20 protein-coding genes are annotated in these 21,754 nt (G+C 70.2%); 6 read left to right on the plus strand and 14 right to left on the minus strand.

The features are described 5' to 3' along the window. Positions 1-326: 326 nt before the first annotated feature. Genes Adu01nite_RS15410 through Adu01nite_RS15430 form a run of 5 tightly spaced genes read right to left on the minus strand, consistent with a single transcriptional unit; the run spans position 327 to position 6,449 of the window. Complete coding sequence (locus tag Adu01nite_RS15410) at positions 327-1,028, minus strand: VOC family protein (RefSeq protein WP_203727535.1); 702 nt, start codon at positions 1,026-1,028, stop codon at positions 327-329. A gap of 20 nt (positions 1,029-1,048) precedes the next feature. After that, positions 1,049-3,187, minus strand: coding sequence for an alpha-galactosidase (locus Adu01nite_RS15415; RefSeq protein WP_203727536.1), 2,139 nt, complete (start codon positions 3,185-3,187; stop codon positions 1,049-1,051). Beyond that, a complete protein-coding gene (locus Adu01nite_RS15420) occupies positions 3,188-4,561 on the minus strand; it encodes an ABC transporter substrate-binding protein (RefSeq protein ID WP_203727537.1) in 1,374 nt (457 codons plus the stop codon). An 11-nt stretch (positions 4,562-4,572) separates the two neighbouring features. Beyond that, positions 4,573-5,526 (minus strand): carbohydrate ABC transporter permease, encoded by a 954-nt coding sequence (locus tag Adu01nite_RS15425; RefSeq protein ID WP_239132437.1) that lies wholly within the window; start codon positions 5,524-5,526, stop codon positions 4,573-4,575. An 11-nt stretch (positions 5,527-5,537) separates the two neighbouring features. Then, entirely contained in the window at positions 5,538-6,449 is a 912-nt protein-coding gene (locus tag Adu01nite_RS15430; RefSeq protein ID WP_203727538.1) for a carbohydrate ABC transporter permease, read from the minus strand. A gap of 101 nt (positions 6,450-6,550) precedes the next feature. Here Adu01nite_RS15430 and Adu01nite_RS15435 point away from each other — a divergent pair, with 101 nt between their 5' ends. From Adu01nite_RS15435 to Adu01nite_RS15445, 3 genes are read left to right on the plus strand one after another with little or no spacing between them, the layout of a single operon-like run. Further along, entirely contained in the window at positions 6,551-7,723 is a 1,173-nt protein-coding gene (locus Adu01nite_RS15435; protein ID WP_203727539.1) for an ROK family transcriptional regulator, read from the plus strand. Positions 7,724-7,771: 48 nt separating this feature from the next. Further along, positions 7,772-8,815 carry an NAD(P)-dependent alcohol dehydrogenase gene (locus tag Adu01nite_RS15440; RefSeq protein WP_203727592.1) on the plus strand — a complete coding sequence of 348 codons (1,044 nt, stop codon included), beginning with the start codon at positions 7,772-7,774 and terminating at the stop codon, positions 8,813-8,815. A 37-nt stretch (positions 8,816-8,852) separates the two neighbouring features. Continuing rightward, entirely contained in the window at positions 8,853-9,269 is a 417-nt protein-coding gene (locus Adu01nite_RS15445; protein WP_203727540.1) for a hypothetical protein, read from the plus strand. 28 nt (positions 9,270-9,297) lie between these two features. On the opposite strand, the gene Adu01nite_RS15450 is transcribed toward Adu01nite_RS15445, so the two are convergent. Genes Adu01nite_RS15450 through Adu01nite_RS15460 form a run of 3 tightly spaced genes read right to left on the minus strand, consistent with a single transcriptional unit; the run spans position 9,298 to position 10,415 of the window. Further along, a complete protein-coding gene (locus Adu01nite_RS15450) occupies positions 9,298-9,477 on the minus strand; it encodes a hypothetical protein (protein ID WP_203727541.1) in 180 nt (59 codons plus the stop codon). Positions 9,478-9,516: 39 nt separating this feature from the next. Next, the gene (locus Adu01nite_RS15455; protein WP_203727542.1) at positions 9,517-10,137 is read right to left on the minus strand and encodes a hypothetical protein; all 621 of its coding nucleotides are present in this window, start codon (positions 10,135-10,137) and stop codon (positions 9,517-9,519) included. A gap of 2 nt (positions 10,138-10,139) precedes the next feature. Next, positions 10,140-10,415, minus strand: coding sequence for an Lrp/AsnC ligand binding domain-containing protein (locus tag Adu01nite_RS15460; RefSeq protein ID WP_203727543.1), 276 nt, complete (start codon positions 10,413-10,415; stop codon positions 10,140-10,142). A gap of 239 nt (positions 10,416-10,654) precedes the next feature. Here Adu01nite_RS15460 and Adu01nite_RS15465 point away from each other — a divergent pair, with 239 nt between their 5' ends. Next, positions 10,655-11,194, plus strand: a complete 540-nt coding sequence (locus tag Adu01nite_RS15465; protein ID WP_203727544.1) for a GNAT family N-acetyltransferase — start codon at positions 10,655-10,657, stop codon at positions 11,192-11,194. Here the strand turns inward: Adu01nite_RS15465 and Adu01nite_RS15470 are convergent. Beyond that, on the minus strand, positions 11,176-12,111 hold the full coding sequence (locus tag Adu01nite_RS15470) for an aminoglycoside phosphotransferase family protein (RefSeq protein ID WP_203727545.1): 936 nt from the start codon (positions 12,109-12,111) through the stop codon (positions 11,176-11,178). The genes Adu01nite_RS15465 and Adu01nite_RS15470 overlap by 19 nt on opposite strands. 74 nt (positions 12,112-12,185) lie before the next feature. Here Adu01nite_RS15470 and Adu01nite_RS15475 point away from each other — a divergent pair, with 74 nt between their 5' ends. Then, complete coding sequence (locus Adu01nite_RS15475) at positions 12,186-13,859, plus strand: long-chain-fatty-acid--CoA ligase (RefSeq protein WP_203727546.1); 1,674 nt, start codon at positions 12,186-12,188, stop codon at positions 13,857-13,859. Here Adu01nite_RS15475 and Adu01nite_RS15480 read toward each other — a convergent pair. The 5 genes from Adu01nite_RS15480 to Adu01nite_RS15500 all read right to left on the minus strand — a co-directional run bounded on the left by Adu01nite_RS15480 (position 13,842) and on the right by Adu01nite_RS15500 (position 20,729). Next, positions 13,842-15,410, minus strand: a complete 1,569-nt coding sequence (locus Adu01nite_RS15480) for an MFS transporter (protein ID WP_203727547.1) — start codon at positions 15,408-15,410, stop codon at positions 13,842-13,844. The two genes, Adu01nite_RS15475 and Adu01nite_RS15480, sit on opposite strands and share 18 nt — an antisense overlap. A gap of 88 nt (positions 15,411-15,498) precedes the next feature. Next, positions 15,499-17,085 carry a dipeptide ABC transporter ATP-binding protein gene (locus Adu01nite_RS15485; protein ID WP_203727548.1) on the minus strand — a complete coding sequence of 529 codons (1,587 nt, stop codon included), beginning with the start codon at positions 17,083-17,085 and terminating at the stop codon, positions 15,499-15,501. Positions 17,086-17,170: 85 nt separating this feature from the next. Further along, entirely contained in the window at positions 17,171-18,160 is a 990-nt protein-coding gene (locus Adu01nite_RS15490) for an ABC transporter permease (protein ID WP_203727549.1), read from the minus strand. Beyond that, entirely contained in the window at positions 18,157-19,038 is an 882-nt protein-coding gene (locus Adu01nite_RS15495) for an ABC transporter permease (protein WP_239132438.1), read from the minus strand. The genes Adu01nite_RS15490 and Adu01nite_RS15495 overlap by 4 nt, the downstream gene beginning before the upstream one ends. Next, positions 19,035-20,729: an ABC transporter substrate-binding protein gene (locus Adu01nite_RS15500; RefSeq protein ID WP_203727550.1), complete on the minus strand. Its 1,695-nt coding sequence runs from the start codon at positions 20,727-20,729 to the stop codon at positions 19,035-19,037. Before Adu01nite_RS15500 ends, Adu01nite_RS15495 begins: the two co-directional genes overlap by 4 nt. Positions 20,730-20,881: 152 nt before the next feature. On the opposite strand from Adu01nite_RS15500, the gene Adu01nite_RS15505 reads away from it, so the two are divergent. Further along, positions 20,882-21,673, plus strand: a complete 792-nt coding sequence (locus tag Adu01nite_RS15505; protein ID WP_239132439.1) for a MarR family winged helix-turn-helix transcriptional regulator — start codon at positions 20,882-20,884, stop codon at positions 21,671-21,673. Positions 21,674-21,754: the final 81 nt, after the last annotated feature.

A 21,754-nucleotide genomic window follows, 5' to 3' on the forward strand; every position in this document is an offset into this window, starting at 1 on the left:
GGGGCCTCGAACAGGATTTGAGACCCCGACATCAAGGAAAAGGTGGCGGGCCGAGCTCGCCGGCGGCGCCGACCCGACGCCCGAACGATGCGTGGCGACCACGTCAGCGGCCGACTACCGATAGGCCGCGCCACCGACGCCCGCGAAACAATCCCTGTCCCAGAGCCGCCCGCCGCGGGGTGGGCGCCTACCAGGCGTTTCTCGGCCCTTTGCTCCGCTTACCCATACGCCGCTCGGACGCGCGCGCCTGGAGGTACGCAGGGCAAGGATGAGCCGGCGCGTGGAGGTACGCAGAGCAGCGCGTATATGTGCGCAAAGCAGAGTGGTCAGAAAGGCCTGGTGGGCTGCGGCAGCAGGTGGAATTCGTTGCCGTCCGGGTCGGCCAGTCGGCCGGCCGGGGCGTCCAGCAGTGTCGCGCCCAGCTTGAGCAGGCGGTCCAGCTCGGTCTGGGGGTCGCCGTCGGGGAGCAGCTCGTAGCGCAGGCGGGCGCGGGCGGGCTTCGGATTGTACGGCGGGCCGCCCCAGCTGATCTTCGGGCCGCCGTGCGGGGAGCGGATCGCGGTCTCCTCGTCCTGGTCCCAGACCAGCGGCCAGCCGAGCGCCTCGCTCCAGAAATAGCCGACCTCCCGGGAACCGTCGGAGCTCAGCGCGCCGATGAACCCGCAGCCGGCCAGGAAGCTGTTGCCCGGCTCGACCACGCAGAACTCGTTGCCCTCCGGGTCGGCGAGCACGACGTGCAGCTCTTCGGGAAGCTGGCCGACGTCGTGGTGCCGGCCGCCCAGCTCCAGCGCCCGGGCCACCGTCTCCTGCTGCTGGCCGAGGGACCGGCTGGTCAGGTCAAAGTGGATCCAATTCGGGAGGGTCTTCGGCGAGGAAGACGGCCGGAACACCAGGTGGAAGCCGGTGTCGTCGGCGGGCTGCAGGGCGTCCCCGCCGACGATCTCCCAGCCGAGGATGCCGGACCAGAAGCGGGCCAGCTCGGCCGGGCGGCTCGCGTCGAAGCTGAGGGCGAACAGTCGGCTGCTCATCGCGGCAGCCTAGGCCGGGGTCACTGCCGGGTCACCCGAATTAGGACCAGCCGCTCGGGGAACAGCACCGGTGCCTGCACGCCGGTGACGGCCAGCATCCGGCCGCTGAGCTCGGCGCCGCCGGCCCACCAGGGCAGCGGATATTGAGTCGCGCCCTGCGCCTCGTCGGCCGGCGCGAGCGGCTCGATCCGGTAGGTGGCGTCCGGGTCGAGGCCGGGCAGCCGCACCCGGCCGGGCGGCGACCACACCCCGGTCGCCACGGTGGTGAGGGCATAGATCGCCGCCGAGCGGTCGGTGGCGACCACGCCGTGCACCCACAGCGCCGGGTCCGGGTGATCGGCGCGGACCACGGTGCCGCTGTGCAGCAGGCCGCGGATGTCCTTGTAGAGCCGGATCCAGGCGGCCAGCCGGTCCCGGTCGGCCGGGCTCGCCTCGGTGATGTCCCATTCGATGCCGAAGTGGCCGAACAGCGCCGTCCCGGCCCGGTAGTCGAGGGTGTGCACCCGGCCGGTGGTGTGCGAGACGGTCGGCCCGACGTGCGCGCCGATCATCTCCGGCGGCAGCAGCGTGCCGGTCCAGCGCTGGATGAGCTGCCGTTCGAGGGCGTCGTTGCAGTCGCTGGACCAGACCCGGTCGGTGCGTTCGAGGACGCCGAGGTCGACCCGGGAGCCGCCGGACGAGCAGCTCTCGATCTCCACGCCCGGGTGCCGGGCCCGCAGCTCGTCCAGCAGGCGGTAGAGCCGCAGCGTCTGCACATGCACCCCGGCTTCGCCGCGCGGCGAGTGCCCGGCGTCGATCAGGTCCCGGTTGTGGTCCCACTTGAGGTAGCCGATGGCGTACTCGCTCAGCAGCGCGTCGAGCCGTTCCAGGAGGTACGCGTACGCCTCGTCGTGGCCGAGGTCGAGCACCTGCTGGTGGCGGGACTCGGGTGGCAGCCGGCCCCCGGTCGCCATGATCCATTCGGGGTGGGCCCGGGCCAGGTCGGAGTCGGGGTTGACCATCTCCGGCTCGACCCACAGCCCGAACTGCATGCCGCGTTCGCGCACGTGGTCGACGAGCGGGTGCAGGCCCTTGGGCCAGACCGTCTCGTCGACATACCAGTCGCCGAGGCCGGCGTGGTCGTCGCGGCGGTGCCGGAACCAGCCGTCGTCGAGGACGAACCGTTCGACGCCGGCCGCCGCGGCCACGTCGGCGAGGGCGGTGAGCTTGGCCAGGTCGTGGTTGAAGTAGACCGCCTCCCAGGTGTTGATGATCACCGGGCGGGGCGAGCGGGGGTGCTGCGGGCGGCCGCGCAGGTAGCGGTGGAACCGCCCGGACAGCTCGTCGAGACCGTGCCCGTACGAGCCGTACAGCCAAGGGCTTTGATATTTTTCGCCCGGTGCCAGCCGGACCTCGCCGGCCAGCAGGAGTTCGCCGCCGCCGAGCAGCGACACCCCGGTCGAGGTTCGTTCGGCGAGGGTGCGGTGGTTGCCGCTCCACGCGACGTGCACGCCCCAGACCTCGCCGGTGGCGAAGCCGAAACCGGCGGTGCCGGCGGCGAGGACGATCGAGGCGTCCGCGCCGGTCCGGCCACGCCGGTTGTCCCGCAGCCGGGTGCCGACCGTGAACGGCATCCGTTGCGGGGTGCGTTCGCGCAGGTGCCGGCCGGTGAAGTCGAGCAGCTCGGCCGCCTCGGTCGGCACCGGCAGAGTCAGCAGCACCCCGTCGAGCGTGAAGGTCGAGCCCGGGTCGTCGTTGGTCAGCGTGACCCGCTGCCGCAGCAGGCCCGACGCGGTCATCTCCAGCTCCAGCCGCAGTGACAGCCCCGCCGCGGCGTCCCGGGCGGTCGCGTCGAGGCGGTGCCGGTCACCCTCGAGCGCCAGCTGCTCGAGGGTGAAGGCGGTGGAGAACGCGGCACCGTCGCGGTGGCCGGTCAGCCCGGGCGTGCCGAGCCAGCCGACCGACTGCTCGGGCAGCACGCTGACCGGCACCACCTCGTCGATGTTGTTGGAGACCTGCTGCGGGATGGCGGCCAGGGCCAGGCCGGCCAGCTCCGCCTCCGAGCAGGCACCGAGGTCGGCACCCCAGTGCAGGACCCGGGGCAGGAGCGGGCCGGCGCAGTCGAGCACCAGGCTGACACCGTCGGCGCGCCAATGGACCGGAACCTCGATCGACAACATCTACTGAGCCACCTTGAAGAGGTCGTTGAGCTGGTTGTTGAGGCCGGTCAGCGAGGAGACCGGCGCACTGCCGATGTAGACCGCGTCCATCCGGGGGTTCATCAGCGCGAGGATGTCGGCGGCGTTGGTCATCACCGGGAACAGGAACGTCGTCTTGTCGGTGACCTGCTGGGTGAACGGGGTGACGTCGAGGTTGCGGTCCTTCTTGTTGAAGGCGACGGCGAGCTCGGTCGCGGCCGGCCGGGCCGGGAAGACCACCCCGGACTCCCCGATGATGTCCTGGCACTTCTCACCGGACATGAACTTCACCCACTTGGCCGCGTTCTCCGGCTGCTTCGACAGCGTGGTGACCGAGTCGGCGAGGCCGTTGAACATCGACGCCCGCTTGCCGCTCGGGCCGATCGGCGTCGGCGCGAGGCCGATGTCGAGCTTCTTGCCGGTCGCGTCGGTCAGCTTGGTGAACGTCGAGATCATCCACGAGCCGCTGAGGCCCATGGCCGCGGTGCCGGACTGGATCTGCTTGTCGGTGCCGATCGCGTTGGCCCCGCCGATCTCGGAGTAGCTGGCCATGTAGCCCTTGCGCACCAACCCGTAATACCAGCTCAAGGTGTCCTGCAAGGCCGGTTGGTCCAAATTGAACCTGGTCCCCCACGGATTCTTGTCGGTGGCCTGCCAGCCCGCGCTCGCCGCGAACGCCGACCACTGGGTCTGCCCCCAGCCCGCCCCGCCCGAACCCTCCGAGCTCAGCCCGTGCACCTTCACATGGTCGCGGTCGAAGCCGGGCTCGTCACCGCGGACCCCCTTGTCGTCGATCGTCAGATGGGCGACCAGCTTCTCGAAGCTGCCGCCGTCCTGCGGATTCCATCGCAGGTCCTGCAGGGTCGCCGGGTCGACACCGGCCGCCTTGAGCGCGGCGTTGTCGTAGAAGATGGCGATGGTGTCCCAGTCCTTCGGCGCGCCGTAGCGCTTGCCGTCCTGCCCCTTCCACAGCGCGGCCAGGCCGGCCTGGTAATCGCCGTCCTGAAGGTCGGCGGTCGGCGCGAGATCGTCCAGCGGCCGCAGCACCTTCAGATCGACGAACTGCGCGTATTTCGCCAGGTGATCGGTGAACACGTCGGGCGCGGTGTCGGCGATGAAACCGGCGGTCAGCTTCGACCAGTAGGAATCCCAGCCGTACTGCGAGATGTGCACCGACAGGCCCGGGTTCTCCTTGGCGAATTCGTCGGCGCACTTCTGGTAACCCGGCTGCTGCCCGGAGTCCCACAGCCAGTACTCGATCACGCCGTTCTTTCCACCGGTTCCGCCGCTCCCGCAGGCGGCCGCGAGCAGGCCGACCGTCAGGGCAGTCGCGCCCATCTTGAGTTTCCGGAACATGCCGACCCTCCTCACTTGATGCCGCTGAAGCCGATGGAATTGACGATGCGTTTGGCGAAGACGATGAACAGCAGCAGCATCGGCAGCGCGGCGACCAGCGTCGCGGCCATCAGCCCGGCCCAGTCCGGCCCGGTCTGCGGGGTCTGCGACTTGAAGACGCCCAGCGCCACGGTGAGCACTCGCGATTTGTCGGTGTAGCTGACCATCAGCGCCCAGAAATACTCGTTCCACGACGAGATGTAGGTGAGGATCCCGAGCGTGGCGATCGGCGCGGTGGACATCGGCAGAATCAGCCGGAAGAACACCCGGATCTTCGACGCGCCGTCGATCAGTGCCGCCTCCTCCACCTCCTTGGAGATGCCGAGGAAGAACTGCCGCAGGAAAAACACCGCGAACGGGGTCATCAGCATGCTCGGCAGGGCGATGCCGAGCAGGGTGTCGACCAGACCCAACTGCTTGATGAGTACGAAATTGGGGAGCAGCGTGAAGATGGCCGGGATCATCAACCCGCCCAGGAAGAACGCGAACCACTTCTCCCGATGCTTCCACTCCAGACGGGCAAAGGCGTACGCGGCCATCGCCGAGAAGAACACCTGACCCACCGTGACCAGGGTGGAGACGACCACCGAATTGAGCAGGTAGCGCCAGAACGCGATCGGCTGCCCGGCCCCGCCGGCGTCGATCGCCTCCTGACCGGTCTGCAGGCCGAAGACCCGCTCGAACCCGCCCCACGACGGCTGCACCGGCAGCAGGTTGTCGGACCCGGCGTAGAGGGCGTTGTTGCTGGACAGGGCGGTGCGCAGCATCCAGTAGAAGGGGAACAGGCTGGCCAGGATGACGACGATCATGAAGGCCCAGGCGAACGCGCGGCCGATGCCGAACCGCTTCGGATCGGGCGGTTCGACGACCCGGGCGATGATCGAGTCGCCGATGGTGGTGGCGGGAGGGGCGGTGGTGGTGGCCATGTCCGTCTCCTTCAGTTCAGGTCGGACGAGTCGGCCCGGGTGACCCGGTACTGGATGAAGGTGATGACCACGAGCACCAGCAGCAGGGCCACCGACATCGCGGAGGCGTAGCCGAACTGGAAGCGCCCGAACGCCACGTCGTAGATGTAGAACTGCAGCACCCGGGACGAGTCGACCGGCCCGCCACGGGTCGCGATCGCGACCGTGTCGAAGACCTGGAACGACCCGACCACCGTGATGATCAGGACCAGCGCGAGGACCGGGCGCAGCAGCGGGACGGTGATGCTGCGGAACATCCGGGGTTCGCTGGCGCCGTCCATCCGCCCCGCCTCGTACATCGTCTCCGGGATCGTCTGCAGGCCGGCGAAGATGAGCAGCGCCGTGTAGCCGACGTGCCGCCAGACGTTGATCAGGGCGATGGTGGGGATGACCCAGGCGTCCGAGGACAGGAACGGGATCCGGTCGAAGCCGAGCGCCGCGATCACCGTGTTCCCGATGCCGAGCTGGTAGTCGAGGATCCAGAGGAAGACCATCGCGGCGACCACGTTGGAGACCAGATACGGCGTGAGCACGATGCCGCGCAGCCAGGTCCGCTTGGTGAGCCGCTGCATCATCACGGCGATGACCAGCGCGAACATCGTCTGAAGGACGATGTTGACGAATACGTAGTAGACCGTGACCTTCATCGAGTTCCAGAAGACCGGGTCCTGGACCATCCGGATGTAGTTGTCGAGGCCGTTGAACTCGGGCGGGGTCAGCAGGTTGAACTTGGTGAAGCTCAGGTAGATCCCGCGAAGGGTCGGCCAGACCATGAAGACCAGGAAGCCGATCAGCGCGGGCAGGATGAAGAGCAGGGCGAGCCGGGTGTCGTCGCGCCGGCCGCGGGCCTTGGTGGTCTTCGGAAGCGGAGCGGTCAGTGCCATCGTGTCTCCTTCACCGGAAACTTCGCGGCCACATATTTTCAATCAGGCTGAAAATAAACCGCCGTAACCGGTGTGACAAGAGCCACTCGTAAACTGGGCAGATGGTGATGGTCGGCCCGGTCCCACGAACCACCCTGTCGCCGGGTGAGCTCGCGGTCACCCGGCACCTCCTCGTGCACGGCCCGGCGTCGCGCGGCGACCTCGGCGACCGGCTCAACCTCTCGTACGCGTCGATGTCCCGGGTGGCCCGCGCGCTGGTCGACGGCGGGATGGCGGCCGAGACCCTCGAGTTGGAGACCGCGGTCGGCCGGCCGCGCCAGATCCTGACCGCGGTGCCCGGCGCCCGCCACGTGGTCGGCGTCAAGCTCACCGCCGACACCGCGTACGCCGTGGTGTGCGACCTGTTCGGCGTGGTCAAGGCGGCGACCCGAGCGGCCCTGCCGAAGCCGGACGCCGACGGCACCGTCCCGGTCGCCGCCACCGTGCGGGTGCTCGCCCAGGTCGTGAGCCGGTTGGCCCGCCGGGTCCCGCACCTGGACGGCATCGGCGTCGCCCTCGGCGGCATCGTCACCGACCGGGCGGTCGTGCGCGAGGGCACCTTTCTCGGCTGGCACGACGTCGACCTCGCCACCCCGCTCGCCGACCGCACCGGCCTCCCGGTCGTGGTCACCAACGACGTCACCGCGCTGGCCCGCGAGCAGCTGTGGTTCGGCGCCGGGCGCAGCCACTCCACGTTCGGGGTCATCACGGTCGGGGCCGGCCTCGGGTTCGGCCTGGTCCGGGAGGGCGTCGCCGTCGAGTCGCTGATCGACAACGGTCACCTGCTCGCCCACTCCCCCCTCGACCTCCAGGGGCCACGCTGCGACCTCGGCCACCACGGGTGCGCCGCCGCCTACCTCAACCGCGAGGACCTCGAACGGCGCGCATCGGCGGCGGCCGGCCGGCCGGTCACGTTCGACGATCTGCTCCGGGCCCGCAGCGCCGCCGACGCCACCGCCACCCGCCTGCTCGACGACGCGTCGCGCGCACTCGGGCACCTGGCCGCCACGTTCGCCGGCGCGCTGCAGACGACCTGCATCGTCCTGGCCGGCGAGGACGTCGCCGCCCTGACCGGCTCGCCCGTCATGAATGCGGTCATCGAAGACCGGCTACGGCCCGGGCCGGGCGAGGCCCAGCGCTGCACCCTCGACATCGTCACCACCGAGCTGGCCTTCAAAGACTGGGCCCAGGGTGCCGCAGTCGTCGGCATCCAGGCGATCCTCGGCGCCTCCTGAGACAATGGCTTCGCAGGTCACCTGATTCGTACGCCATCGGAGGACATCATCCGCATCGTCAACGCCATCGCCGCGCCCTCCGCCACCGAGCCGCTCGTGCGCACCACGGTCGAGCGCCGGAACCTCGGACCGCGCGATGTCCTGATCGAGATCAGCTACGCCGGCATCTGCCACTCCGACATCCACACCGTGCGCGGCGAGTGGGGCAGCGTGCCCTACCCGCTGACCGTCGGCCACGAGATCGTCGGGCACGTCACCGAGGTCGGCGCCGAGGCCGGGAAGCACAAGGTCGGCGACCGGGTCGGGGTCGGCTGCATGGTCAACTCCTGCCGCGACTGCGACAACTGCCAGGCCGGCTACGAGCAGTACTGCCTGGACGGCAACACCGGGACGTACGCGAGTGTCGACCGGGACGGCACGGTCACCCAGGGCGGCTACTCGACGCACGTGGTCGTCGACGAGGACTTCGTGCTGCGGGTGCCGACCAGCATCCCGCAGGAGGCGGCGGCCCCGCTGCTCTGCGCCGGGATCACGACGTACTCTCCGCTGTCGCACTGGAATGCCGGGCCCGGCAAGCGGGTCGCCGTGGTCGGCATGGGCGGCCTCGGCCACATGGCCGTCAAGATCGCCGCGGCGATGGGCGCCGAGGTCACCGTGCTGTCCCAGACGCTGAGCAAGAAGGCCGACGGCGAGCGCTTCGGCGCCGCGCACTACTACGCCACCAGCGACCTGACCACGTTCGAGGCGCTGAAGAACTCGTTCGACCTGATCATCAACACGGTCAGCGCGCCGATCGACATGCGCTCCTACCTCGGCCTGCTCCGCCTCGACGGCACGCTGGTCAGCGTGGGCGCGCCGCCGGAGCCGCTGACGGTGCCGGTGTTCGCGCTGTTCGGCAACCGGCGCTCGTTCGCCGGTTCGAGCATCGGCGGCATCGCCGAGACCCAGGAGATGCTCGACTTCTGCGCCGAGCGCGGGATCGCCCCCGAGGTCGAGGTGATCGACGCCGACGCGGTGAACGACGCCTACGAGCGCGTCCTCACGTCGGACGTGCGCTACCGCTTCGTGATCGACATCGCTTCCTTGCGCTGACCTGTCACGAAAAGGGGGACTCGCTAGTCCTCCTGGCATGACAACCGCGATCAAGAAGTGGCTGCGGGCCGGCCTGCTCCTGCTGGCCGGCCTGCAGACCTTCGTCTCCCTGTGGCAGTATTTTTTCCCACGCTCGTTCTACGACGACTTCCCGACGGTGCGCCTGGACCCGCCGTACAACGAGCACCTGGTCTCCGACGTCGGCGGCCTGGGCCTGGCCCTGTCGGCCATGCTGGTCATCGCGGCCGTGGTCCTGGAACGCACGATCGCCCTGGCCGCGCTGACCGGCTACGCGATCTACGCGGCCACCCACTTCGCCTTCCACGTCCGCCACTTCGAGCACTTCTCGCTGCGCGACGCCCTCAGCGTCGGCACCGGCCTGGGCCTCGAGGCGGTCCTGGCCCTGGCCTTGATCGTCGTGGCGTGGCGAGCACGCCAACCTGCCCTAGGCTGAGCCGCAGCGGTTTTCCGCCGCCCCGTTTTCAGCCGCCGGCCAGGAGGGCTTGGCTCTGCGCCTCGGAACAGGCCGACGTCGGTCGTTCCCCGGGCGCGGTGGTCGCGACCGTCTCGACGGCGTTGTCGGGGTGGATGCGCGCGGGAAGCTTGCCGAAACGGATCGCGCGGTCACGCGCGCTGTCCAGGTCGCCGAGTTCCTTCTTCATGCCGTCATGCTCGCACGCCGGCGCCGCCCCCGGCCTCGACTAATACGACATCACCTTCTTCAGCTCGACGATCACTTTCGACAGCGATCGGTCGATCTGGGCGAAATGTTTGGCCTCGCCGTCCTCCTCGAGCACCAGCCGTCTGGTCTCGATCCGCAGCTCCCGATAGTCACCGGCGCCCAGCTTCGCCACCGCCGCCAGCGGGATGGCCTCGACCTCGTCCGCCCGCTTCACGAAGGCGACATCACCGGCGTGGAGCCGGCGGACGGCCAGCCATTTGTGGATCAGATTGCGCGCCTTGAGGCATTCATTTTCGAGTTCGATGCTCAGATAGAGCATGCCCGGATTGTGACTCCAGGTCACCGCCACGCAGTAGTCGTGACAGGAGATCTCGGCAATGATCAGCAATTGGAACAGAAATGGGTCGGACCGGTCGGTGACCTTCCCGCTGATCGCCCGATAGTTGCGCAACGCGTCCTGCGCCGTGCGGGCACTGACGAAGACCCGCTCGTAACGGTCGAGGTGACCTTCGAGCGCGCGTTTCATATGGTCGTTCTGCCGCTTCTTCCGCTGCTCGACCAGAAATATGATCATCGAGCAGGTAGCGGTTATCGACGCCCCACCGGCGGCCCCGAGCACGGCGAACACGGCCGGGCCCACGCTCACCCCACCTGCCCACGATGCATGTTCGGAATGATGATGAAGGTGCGTGTAACGGTGACGATCGGCAGCTTCTGGATCTTCTCCATGACAAGCTGATGCAACTCCTCGACCGAGGTGGTCTCGATCCGGGCAATGACATCGGCTTCGCCGTAGACCGCCTCCGCCTCCTTGACGAACTGCGGATAATCCTCAAGAAGCGTGTTGACAAGATCCCCGGAATTCTTGGCCGGCACAGTGATCAACACATACGCAGAAACCACGGATCGGCTGGTCATAAAAGAAGCGTAGAACCGCCCCGCAAGAAGACCACCGACCGACATTCACCAGCATTCACCCGTTCGCGAAATCAGCAAATGGCGAATCGCCAACGGACGCATGTCTTCGGCCTCCGAGATCTTTCTATCGCCGGATCGGCTTCCACACCGGCCAGAGTGCCGGATGGGGCATCCGGCCAGTGCGGGGATCGGCGATGATGCAGGGCGGCACCGTCCCCCTTGGACTGTTGGAGACCGCAATGGATGCTCGGCTCGAGCTGACTCGTCCCGATGTGCGGCTGCGCGACGCCTGGCTCGCTGCCTACGCGGAGTGGCCCGCGGGCTCCCACCTGGACGCGTCCGGGCTGCGGGACACCGACGATGTGCGCAGCCAGGAGGGCTTCGCCGCTTGGGTCGCGAAGCTGCTCAGCTGCGCGGACCCGCAGGCACCGCTCCCGCCGGGCCAGGTCGCGCACTCCACCTACTGGTGGATCACCGAGAACGCGGACGTGCTGGGCTCGGTCGAACTGCGGCACGACATCGACCACCCGCTCCTGCTCGACGCGGGCGGTCACATCGGATACAGCGTGCGCCCCGGTCACCGCGGGCGCGGCATCGCGTCATGGGCGCTGGCCGCGACCCTCGACCAGGCGCGCGCGGCCGGCATGGACCGGGTGTTGCTGACCTGCTCCCCGGAGAACTCAGCGTCCGCCCGCATCATCGAAAAGGCCGGCGGCGAACTCGAAGACATCCGCGAAACCCCCATCGGCCCCAAGCGCCGCTACTGGATCTCGCTATGACCTCGCCCTGAGCCGGCGATCAGGCGCTGCATGGTGGCGTGGGCGGGTGGGCCCCACGTCGGCTTGCCGCCGGGGCGGCCGTGGGTGCCGTTGTCGCCGATCAGCATGCCGCTCAGGGCCCGGGCCATCGCCCAGCCCCGGGCCCGGCGCCGGGTGGCGGCGTCCGCCACCGGGCGGTAGGCGGCGTAGAAGTCGTCGATGGTGTCGGCGGTGAGCAGGATCCACGCGGCGGACAGGTCGTAGGCCGGGTCGCCGGCGCAGCAGTCGCCGAAGTCGATCACGCCGCTGAGCGTGCCGCCGGTGGTGAGGACGTTGGCCGGGTGCAGGTCGGCGTGCAGCCACAGGCGCGGGCCGGCCCACGGCGGCGCGGTGATCGCGTCCTGCCAGACAGCGACGACGGCGTCGGGGTCGGCGATCAGGCCGCGCTCGGTGGCCAAAGCCAGCCCGCCGGCGAAGCCGTCGGCGCGGTCGGCCAGCGGCCCGCCGCGATCACGGCCTTCCGGTGCCCCGATCGGGGCGGGCTGGTGCAGACTCGTCAGGAAGGCGGCCAGTAGGCGGGCCGAGTCGGCCGCCCGCGTGACAGGAGCCAGGTCGGCGGGGGTGCCGGGCACCCAGGTGGTGACGATCCAGGGCCGGGGGAACAGCGCGGACGGTGAACCGAGGCGCTGCGGGACCGGGATCGGCAACGGCAGCCGCGAAGCCAGCGAAGGCAGCAGGTCATGCTCCTTGCGCAGCTGAGCGTCCGCGTCGCCGACCACCCAGGGCAGCCGGACGGCCAGGTCGTCGCCGAGCCGCCACATCTGGTTGGACCAGCCGCGCGCGCCCAGCCGGATGGGCCGGTCAGCAAGGTCCGGGTGCTGATCTTGGAGCAGCGAGAGGACCAGTTCCGCAGTGATCTCGATCGCGCCGTGGGTCATGCGTTGCGACGCTAGCCCGGCCGCACCACTAGTGTTCGAGAGGTAAGTTACGCAACCGTAGGTTTGGAGGCCTGATGGCGGACGACCGGCCCTGGCTGGCGGCCTACCCGGAGGGTGTCCCGGCCGACATCACCGTCCCGACGCAGGCGCTGACCGCGAATCTCCACAACTCCATAAAACGGTTCCCCGATCGGATCGCCCTCGACTTCCTCGGGGCCACCACCACGTACGCCCAGCTCGGTGACCAGGTGGCCCGGGCCGCGGAGGCGTTGCGGAAGCTGAAGGTAAAGCCCGGGGACCGGGTCGCGCTGATCCTGCCGAACTGCCCCCAGCACGTGGTCGCCTTCTACGCGGTACTGCGTCTCGGCGCGGTCGTGGTCGAGCACAACCCGCTCTACACCGCGGACGAGTTGGCCCACCAGCTGGAAGATCACGGCGCGGAGGTCGCGATCTGCTGGGAGAAGGTGGCCACCACGATCGCCGGCAAGGTCACAACGATCGTCGCCGTCGACCTGACTGCCGCGTTGCCGCTGGTCAAGCGCCTGGCGCTCAAGCTGCCCCTGCCGCCGGCGCGCAAGATGCGCGCCGAGATGCGCGGCCCGTTACCGGACGGCGCGCTCCGGTGGGAGGCGCTGGTCGCCGCGGCAGAGCCGATAGCGGAAACAACCAAGGGCCCAGCGGTCGACGACATCGCCCTCCTGCAATACACCGGCGGCACCAGCGGCACCCCGAAGGGCGCGATCCTCACCCACAAGAACCTGGCGGCCAACGCCGAACAGAGCCGCGTCTGGGTGCCGGGCCTGCGCGACGGGGGCGAGACCTTCTACGCGGTGCTTCCGCTCTTCCATGCGTACGGCCTGACCCTGTGCCTGACCACGGCAGTGCAGATCGCCGCGACGATCGTCCTGCTCCCGCGTTTCGACGCGAAGATGGTCCTGGACGCGGCGAAGCGGCGCCCGCCGACGTTCTTCCCGGGCGTCCCGCCGATGTACGACCGGCTGGCCACCGCGGCACGCGACCACAAAGCCGACCTGAGCTCGGTGCGCTATGCGATCAGCGGTGCGATGCCGCTGCCGGCGAAGATCGTCGAGACCTGGGAGGCGCTGACCGCGGGCCTGCTGATCGAGGGCTACGGGATGACCGAGACCTCCCCGATCACGGTCGGCAACCCGATGTCGGAGCGGCGCCGGACCGGTTCGATCGGCGTCCCGTTCCCGTCGACCCGGGTCCGGATCGCCGACCGCGACGACCTGGACCGTGACATGCCGCTCGGCGAGCCCGGCGAAATGCTGTTGCAGGGCCCGCAGGTGTTCTCCGGTTATTGGAACCTGCCCGAGGAGACCGCCGCGGTGCTGCTGCCGGGCGGCTGGATCCGGACCGGGGACATCGCGGTGATGAGCGACGACGGCTTCCTGTCGATCGTGGACCGGATCAAGGAGCTGATCATCACGGGTGGCTTCAACGTCTACCCGTCCGAGGTCGAGGACGTCCTGCGCAAGCACCCGGACGTGGACGACGTGGCGGTGGTCGGCCTGCCGTCGGAGCGTACCGGAGAAGAGGTTGTCGCCGTGGTGGTTGCGGCCGAGGGAGCGTCGGTGGATGCCGAGGCGGTGCTGCGCTGGGCGCGGGAGCGGTTGTCCGGTTACAAGGCGCCGCGCCGGATCGAGGTCACCGACGAGCTGCCGCGCAGCCAGATCGGCAAGGTCCTGCGCCGCCAGGTACGCGACGATCTACTGGACCGCGAATAGTTCGGCGCCGGAGGCCGGGTCGTAGGAGACCGCGAGGACCCGGTCGGCCTGCAGGTAGATCGAGAGGTCGGCGGCGACCCGGTCCTGGGCGCGAACCTGGGTGACCGCGATCGTCAGCGTGCCGGCTTCGAAATGCTCGACGAGGTGCAGGGCGTCCCGGCCGAGCTGCACCGGGTCGTCGTGCACCGCCAGGGCGATGACGCTGTGCCGGGGAAGCCGGGCCCGGAGGCCGGCGGCCAGCCCGGCGGCGCTGAGCCCGCGCCCCGGCTGCTCGCCGACCCCGTAGACGACGAGCAGCTCATCGTTGGTGGCCAGCTCGGCGAGCCGGGCCACGACGGCGGCCGCACCGCGCCGGGTGTCCGGTTCGCCGAGGACGGCCACGGTCGTCGTGGTGGGGCTGTGCTCGGGCCGGAACCGGACCGGCAGCCCGAGCCCGACCCGCAGGTCGGAGGTCCGGACGTAGAGCGCGGCCGCCACCAGCACGGCGGCCAGCAGGCTCCAGGCGGCGGCGTGCGACGGCAGCGCGACGATCAGCAGGGGCGGGACCAGCGCGCCGAGGCTGCCGGCGGCGCCGGTCACCCCCATGATCGCGCCGGCGCTGCCGGGCGGCGCGGCCCGGCCGATCAGGGCGAGGAGGCCGCCGCCGGCCACCCCGTCGCACAGGGCGATCCCGGCGATCGCCCCGACCTGGATGTACGAGCTGGCCGCCAGCGCGACGACCACACTCAGGCCGGCGGCCACGCCGTAGCAGGTCGCCAGCAGCCGGGTCCGCGGGTAGCAGGCGCCCACGAGTCGCGCGACCGACGCCAGGGTGACCACCGACCCGGTGACGGCGAGGGCGTCGAACCAGGCGAAGTGCAGGGTGGTGACCAGGTGGACGGGCAGGAACACGGCGATCGACACCATGCCGCTGAGCGCGACGACGTAGAGCAGGGTCACCGACGAGGTCGAGGCGAGCCGGATCAGCGCCGCGCACTCCCGGACGACCGAGCCGGCGCCACCGGCCGGGGCGGGCTCGCGGATCATCACCGCGGACAGCGCGGCGAAGGCCACCAGAAGCCCCGCGAGCACCAGGGCACTGAGCCGACCCTCGCGGTCAAGCGCCCAGGAGAGGGCGGAGCAGGCCACGGCGACCGCCACCCCGAGACCGAAAATGCCCAGCATCCGGCCACGCCGGCCGTACGGGAACATCCGCGCCACCAGGGCGGCGCCGACGACGAAGGACGAGCTCGCCACGCCGGCAAAAGCCCCGGCGATCACTATCGCCGGTAGCGAGCGGGCCAGTCCGAGGCCGGCCACCGACAGCGCTCCGACCAGGCTGACGGCGGGAAGCATGACGCGGACGCCGTAGCGGTCGGTGAGCACCCCCACCGGCAACCGGACCAGTGCCGCCACCAGCACGGGCAGTCCGATCAGAGCGACATACCACCCCGGGCTCGCCGCGAACCTGTCGTGCAGGTGCGGGCCGAGGAGTATCGACGCCCGCAGGTTCAGCCCCAGCCCGATCGTCACCAGCGCCAGGATCGTGCCCGGTCTTCGCAGAAAGGTCATCGCCAACACACCCGATCCGCAACGTTTCAAGGCCCATCAAACCAGCCGTCACGCTCCGGATCCAACCATGCACCCGGGAGTGTCAATATCAGGCGATCGTCCGGCGGAGGGCGCGCAGCCGGCGGGCCTCGGCCGGATCGGTCACCGGGACGGCGGCGAGGAGCTCCTTCGTGTACGGGTGCTGCGGCTGGGCGTACACCTCGGCGGTGTCCCCCAGCTCGACGATACGGCCCTCGTAGAGCACCGCCACCCGGTCGGCGATCTGCCGCAACACTGCCAGGTCGTGCGACACGAACACCATGGTCAGGCCGAACTCCTCACGGAGCTCCTCGAGCAGGGCGAGCACCTGGGCCTGGGTGGTCACGTCGAGCGAGGACACCGGCTCGTCGCAGACGATCAGTTTCGGACGCGGGGCGAGCGCGCGGGCGATGCCGACCCGCTGCCGCATGCCACCGGAGAGCTGATGCGGGTAGCGGTCGTACTCCGTACGGGCCAGCCCCACCCGTTCGAGCAGATCTTCGACGCGGGTACGCGGGTCGCGTACACCTGAAAGGCGCAAGGGATCGGCGATGCTCTCGCCGATCGAACGCCGGGGGTTGAGCGACGACATCGGATCCTGGAAGACCATCTGCACCGAGCGACCACGCCGCCGGGTGATGTCGGCGCCGTCGAGGGTGATGGTGCCGGCGGTCGGCGCGAGCAGGCCGGTCATCACCCGAGCCAGGGTGGTCTTGCCGGTGCCGGACTCGCCGACGATGCCGAGCGTCTCCCCCGCCCGCACGTCGAGGGTGACGCCGTCGACCGCACGCACCGGCTCGGGACGACGCCAGGACCCGCGGCGCGGCTGCGGAAAATGCTTCCGGACCGCGTCGAGCCGCAGCAGCGGCGCACCCTCGATCGTCCGCGGCGGCTTGGCGTGCGGCACGGCGGCGAGAAGTTCCCGGGTGTACGCGGCGGACGGCGCACCGAGCACAGCGGCGGTCGCCCCGTGCTCGACGGAAACCCCGCGGCGCATCACCACGATCCGGTCGGTCGAACCGGCCACCACGCCGAGGTCGTGGCTGATCAGCAGCAGTGAGGTGCCGGTCGTTTCGCGGACCTCGTCGAGCAGGTCGAGGATCTGCGCCTGGACGGTGACGTCGAGGGCGGTGGTCGGCTCGTCGGCGACGATCAGTTGCGGCCGGCAGGACAACGCCATCGCGATGAGCGCCCGCTGCCGCATCCCGCCGGAGAACTGGTGCGGATAGCTGGCCGCGCGGCGGGCCGGGTCGGGGATGTGCACCTGCCGGAGCACCTCGACGGCCCGTTCCCGGGCGGCCCGGCGACTGGCCCCGGTGTGCAGGCGGTAGACCTCGGCGATCTGGTCGCCGATGGTGTGGAACGGGCTGAGCGCGGTGAGCGGCTCCTGGAAGACCATCGCGATCCGGGCGCCGCGCACGTCCCGCCAGCGGCGATCGGTCAGCGTGGTCAGGTCGAGGCCGTCGAAGCTGATCCGGCCCTCGACGACGGCGCTGGTGTGCAGGCCGAGCAGGGCGAGCGCGGTGGCACTCTTGCCCGAGCCGGATTCCCCGACGATGCCGAGCGCTCCCCCGGCCGGCAGCTCGAAGGACAGCCCGTCGACGGCGACCGTGTCCCCGAAGCGGATCCGCAAATCTTCGACGGCGAGGGCGGTCATCCCTGAGCCTCCTTCGCGATGCCCTTCTGGCCCTCGCCTGCGATGCCGTCGTTCGGTGCGGCTGGGTGCCGCTCGGTGCAGGCGGTCATCGCAGCTCCACGCGGGGGTCGACGGCGGCGTACAGGAAATCGGCGACGGTGTTGGCGGCGACGATGAGCACGCCGGTGAGCATGGTGACGCCGACGACCACCGGCAGGTCGATCTGGTTGACCGCGCCGACCAGCAGCTGGCCGACCCCGGGCAGGCCGAACATGGTCTCGGTCAGCACCGCACTGGTCATGATCGCGGCGAGGTCGATCGCGGTCAGCGTGACCAGCGGCAGCAGGGCGCCACGCAGGGCCCGCCGCCAGACGATCCGGCTCTCCGGCAGCCCGTACGCCCGGGCGGTGCGGATGTGGTCCTCGGCCAGGGTCTCCTGGATGCCGGCCCGGGTGAGCCGGGCGTAGGCGGCGGTCTGGATGACCGCGAGCGCGACCCACGGCAGCAGCAGGTTCTGCGCCCAGGCGAGCGGGTCGGTGGTGATCGGCACGTAGGTCGGGAACGGCAGCCACTGCAACTGCACACAGAAGATCAACAAGAGCAGAAGACCGACCAGGAAGACGGGTACGGCGTAGCCGGCCAGGACCAGGCCGTTGACGACCCGGTCGAGCCAGCGGTAGCGGCGCAGCCCGGCCAGCGCCCCGGCGCCGATGCCTGCCACCAGCGACAGCACCTCGGCGCCGATGGCGAGGGACACCGAGACCGGCAGCCGGTCGAGCAGCAGCGCGGTCACCGGCTGGTCGGTCTCGAACGAGTAGCCGAGGCAGGGCGCCGGGCAGTGCCGGGTGGCCGGCCCGGCCGGGTAGTCGCGGCCCGCGACCAGGCCCTGCAGGAAGTGCGCGTACTGAGTGGCGACCGGGTCGTCGACGCCCATCGCGTGCCGCACCTCGGCGAGCCGTTCCGGTGTGCAGCCCTTGCCGCAGGTGAGGATGGCCGGGTCGGACGGCGCCAGGTAGAACAGGCCGTAGAGCAGCAGCGACAGGCCGAACAGGACGAGCAGCGCGCCGCCGATCCGGCGGACCAGGTAGCCGATCACCGCAGCACCTCGCTCTGCCGCGGGTCGAGCGCCCGGCGCAGGCCGTTGGCGACCAGCACGAACGACAGCAGGGTGAGGAACAGCAGGCCGCCGGGGATGAACACGTACATCGGGTCGGCCCGGAACCAGGTCGTCGCGCTGGAGAGCATCTGCCCCCAGGACGGCGTCGGCGGGCGCACCCCGACGCCGAGGAAGGACAGCCCGGCCTCGACCACCATGTTGGTCGGCAGCAGCAGGGCGGCGTAGGTGAGCACCGGCGCGGTCAGGCCGGGCAGGATCTCCCGGCGGGCGACCCGGAACCAGCCCGCCCCGGAGAGCCGGGCCGCGGCCACGTAGTCGCGGGTGCGCAGGGTGAGCGTCTCGCCGCGGGTGATCCGGGCGGTGCCGCCCCAGCCGAGCACCGCGATCACGGTGGCCAGCAGCAGCGGGCGCGGCCAGTCGGGTGGCACGATGGCCAGCAGCGAGATGGCCAGGACCAGGATGGGCAGGGCCAGGACCAGGTCGACCAGGCGGGTCAGGATGGTGTCGGCCCAGCGGCCGCCGAGCCCGGCCGCGGTGCCGACCAGCAGGCCGATCAGCACCTCCAGAATGGTGGCGCCGATCGCGACGCCCAGCGACACCTGGGCGCCGTAGACGACCCGGGCGAACAGGTCGCGGCCGGTGCCCGGCTCGACCCCCAGCCAGTGGTCGCCGCTGATCCCGCCGAACCGGCCCAGCGGCACCCCGCCGCGGGCCGAGTCGAGCAGGTTGTCGTGGTAGGTGGTGTAGTCCTGGCCGGCCGCCGCCGCGAGCAGCGGTGCGGTGGCGGCGACCAGGACCATGAGCAGGGCGGCAACGGCACCGAAGAGGAAACCGCGGTCCCGCAGCGCCCGCCTCACTTGACCGAGACCCGGGACAGGTCGTAGGTGCCGCGCCAGCCGTCCGGCACGGCGTTCTTGACGTTCTTGCCGAACAGGAAGACGTCCTTCTCGTGCGCGAGCGGAATGACCAGCGCCAGCTTGCCGATCTTGGTGTCCAGGGCCCCCCACCGGGCCTGCGCGGTGGACTGGTCGGTGAGCGCGTTGATCGCGTCGATCTCGGCGTTGAACTCGGGGTCGTTGTACTGCGCGAGGTTGAAGTTGCCGCCCGCGGTGATGATCTGCCGGCCGTCGAAGATCGGGATCAGGAACGGGCCGCCGGACGGCCAGTCGGCACCCCAATACTGCAAGGAAGCGGCCGGTTCGGTGGCCGGCTTGCCGGTCACGTCGCGGTAGGTGGCGCTGTCGATCGCGGTCAGCTTGACGGTGACGCCGGCCTGCTTGAACGCTTCCTGCACGGCGGCGGCGACCTTCGGCCCGTACCCGTCGTTGTCGTCGTTGGCATGGGCCAGCTCGATCGTCAGGTTGGTCACGCCCGCCTCGGCCAGCACCGCCTTGGCCTTGGCCGGGTCGCCGGTGTCGCCGGCCGGGAACGGGTCGTAGGGCTGGTAGCCGAGCGCCTTCTGCGGCGGCAGGAAGGTCGTCGACGAGCCGGCCACGGTGCTTCCGCCGAGCGCGTTGACCACCGAAGTGCGATTGATGGCGTACGAGAGTGCTTCGCGCACCTTCTGGTTGTCGAAGGGTGCCTTCTTCGTGTTGAACGCCAGGTAATAGGTGGCCGGGAACTCGCCGCGGGCCACCTGCTTGTCGAGCGGCCCGCCGTTGCCGAGCTGGGCGAGCTGCTCCGGCCCGACCACCGCGTCGGTGGTGACCGCGTTGGCGTCCTGGCCGGCCCCGCTGGTCAGCCGCTGGTTGATCACCGCGCCGTCGAGCCCGGCGGTGACCTCGATCCGATCCGGGCAGGCGTAGCGCAGCGGGTCGCTCTTGGTCGTCCAGTGCGTGTTGCGCACCAGGATCAGCGACTTCTTCGGCTCGTACGACTCCACCTGGTACGGACCCGAGGAGACCGGATGCGCCTCATATCCCACGCCCTTGTCCTTGGCCTTGGGCACCGGGGCGAACTGGGTGGCGGTGGCCAGGAACGGGAAGTCACCCTCGGGCTTGCTGAGCTTGAAGATGATCGTCTTGTCGTCCGGCGTCTCGATCGCCTTGATGCCCTCGGGCTGCTTGTACGGCCCCTGATAGCTCGCCGCGTCCTGCAGCCAGTCGCGCAGGTAGGGCGCACCGCCGGGCAGCTCGGGCGCGAACGAGCGCTCGATGCCGTACTTCACGTCGGCCGAGGTGATCGGCGTGCCGTCCTCGAAGAAGACGTCGTCGCGCAACCTGTACGTCCACGTCTTCGCGCCGTCCGACGCGGTGCCGAGGTCGGTGGCCAGGTCGGGTGCGGGTTTCGCGCCCGCCTCGCCGGCCTGCCGGTTGCGGGTGGTCAGCGTCCGGAACAGCAGCGACGGGATGTTGCCGCCGCCCGAGGTGTAGAGCCGGGCCGGGTCGAGATGGGTGATGCCGCCCTGGTTGAGCACCGTCAGAGTGCCACCCTGGCAGGTCGCCGGGTCGAAGGCCGTCGACGACCCGTTTCCGCTGCTGCCACCGCCGCCGTCGCAGGCGGCCAACAGCAGGAGACCAGGCAGAACGAGGGTCAGAGCTCGCCGCATTGACACTCCTCAAGATCTATGGGCTTTGTATGCTATCCCCCGTTATTGAAGTTTGTCGTCCCGGGTTGTCGTATCCGGGAAGCTTTGTTCGTAGACAGGTCGAGAGAGGATGTCGTCACCAGCACCGGGAGACACCGACCATGCCGCACCCCATGACCAAGATTCACCGGATGTTCGAGCTGATCGAGGTGATCGGCACCGTCACGTTCTCCGAGGTGCCGACCGAGGCGTTCCTGGCCGTCGGCATGCGCAACTACTGGGACGGCTACTTCGCCGGCCGGGCCGCGCCGCTCGGGCTGGCCCCGGCCGAGGTGGTGCACGCGGTCTTCTACAACTTCGCCGACGGCGAGGTGGCCCGGCACATCCCGTGGGTCTGGGGGAAGGTCACCCCGCAGGAGGCGATCGCCATCCGCGAGCGGGGAAGCGCCGACGCGATCCGGCAGAAGATCGGCGACGTCGCCGGCCTGGCGCGGATCGCCGACCTCGCCACCCGGGCCGCGGTCAGCGCCCCGACCGAAGGCCGGCCCCTATATGCCGGGCTCCGGACGATCGACATTCCAGCCGATCCGGTGGCCCGGGTCTGGCATGCGGCCACGCTGCTGCGGGAGCACCGCGGGGACGGCCACAACGCTCTCCTGGTCGCGCACGGCATCGGCGGCACCGAGGCGCACGTGCTTCTCGCGCTCACCCTCGGGATGCGGGCGGAGGAGTTCGGCCGGGTCCACCACCTGCCGCCGTCGCAGCTCGCCGCAGTCGTCGACGGGCTTCGGGCCCGCGGCCTGGTCAACGCCGACGGCGGGTTCACCGACGCCGGCCGCGAGCTGCGGGAGCGGATCGAGGCCCGCACCGACGAGTTGGCGGCGCCGGCCTACGACGTGCTCAGTGCGGACGAGCTCGACGAGCTGATCGCCGGGCTGTCGCCGATCGTCGAACGGCTCAGCTGAGGGCTTGCAGCCACTCGGCGTTGAGGCGACCGAGGACCACTGCGGGCGCTCCCTTCACCCAGAACGCTCCTGGGATCCGCC

It is taken from the genome of Paractinoplanes durhamensis (genome assembly GCF_016862175.1).
GTDB lineage: Bacteria > Actinomycetota > Actinomycetes > Mycobacteriales > Micromonosporaceae > Actinoplanes > Actinoplanes durhamensis.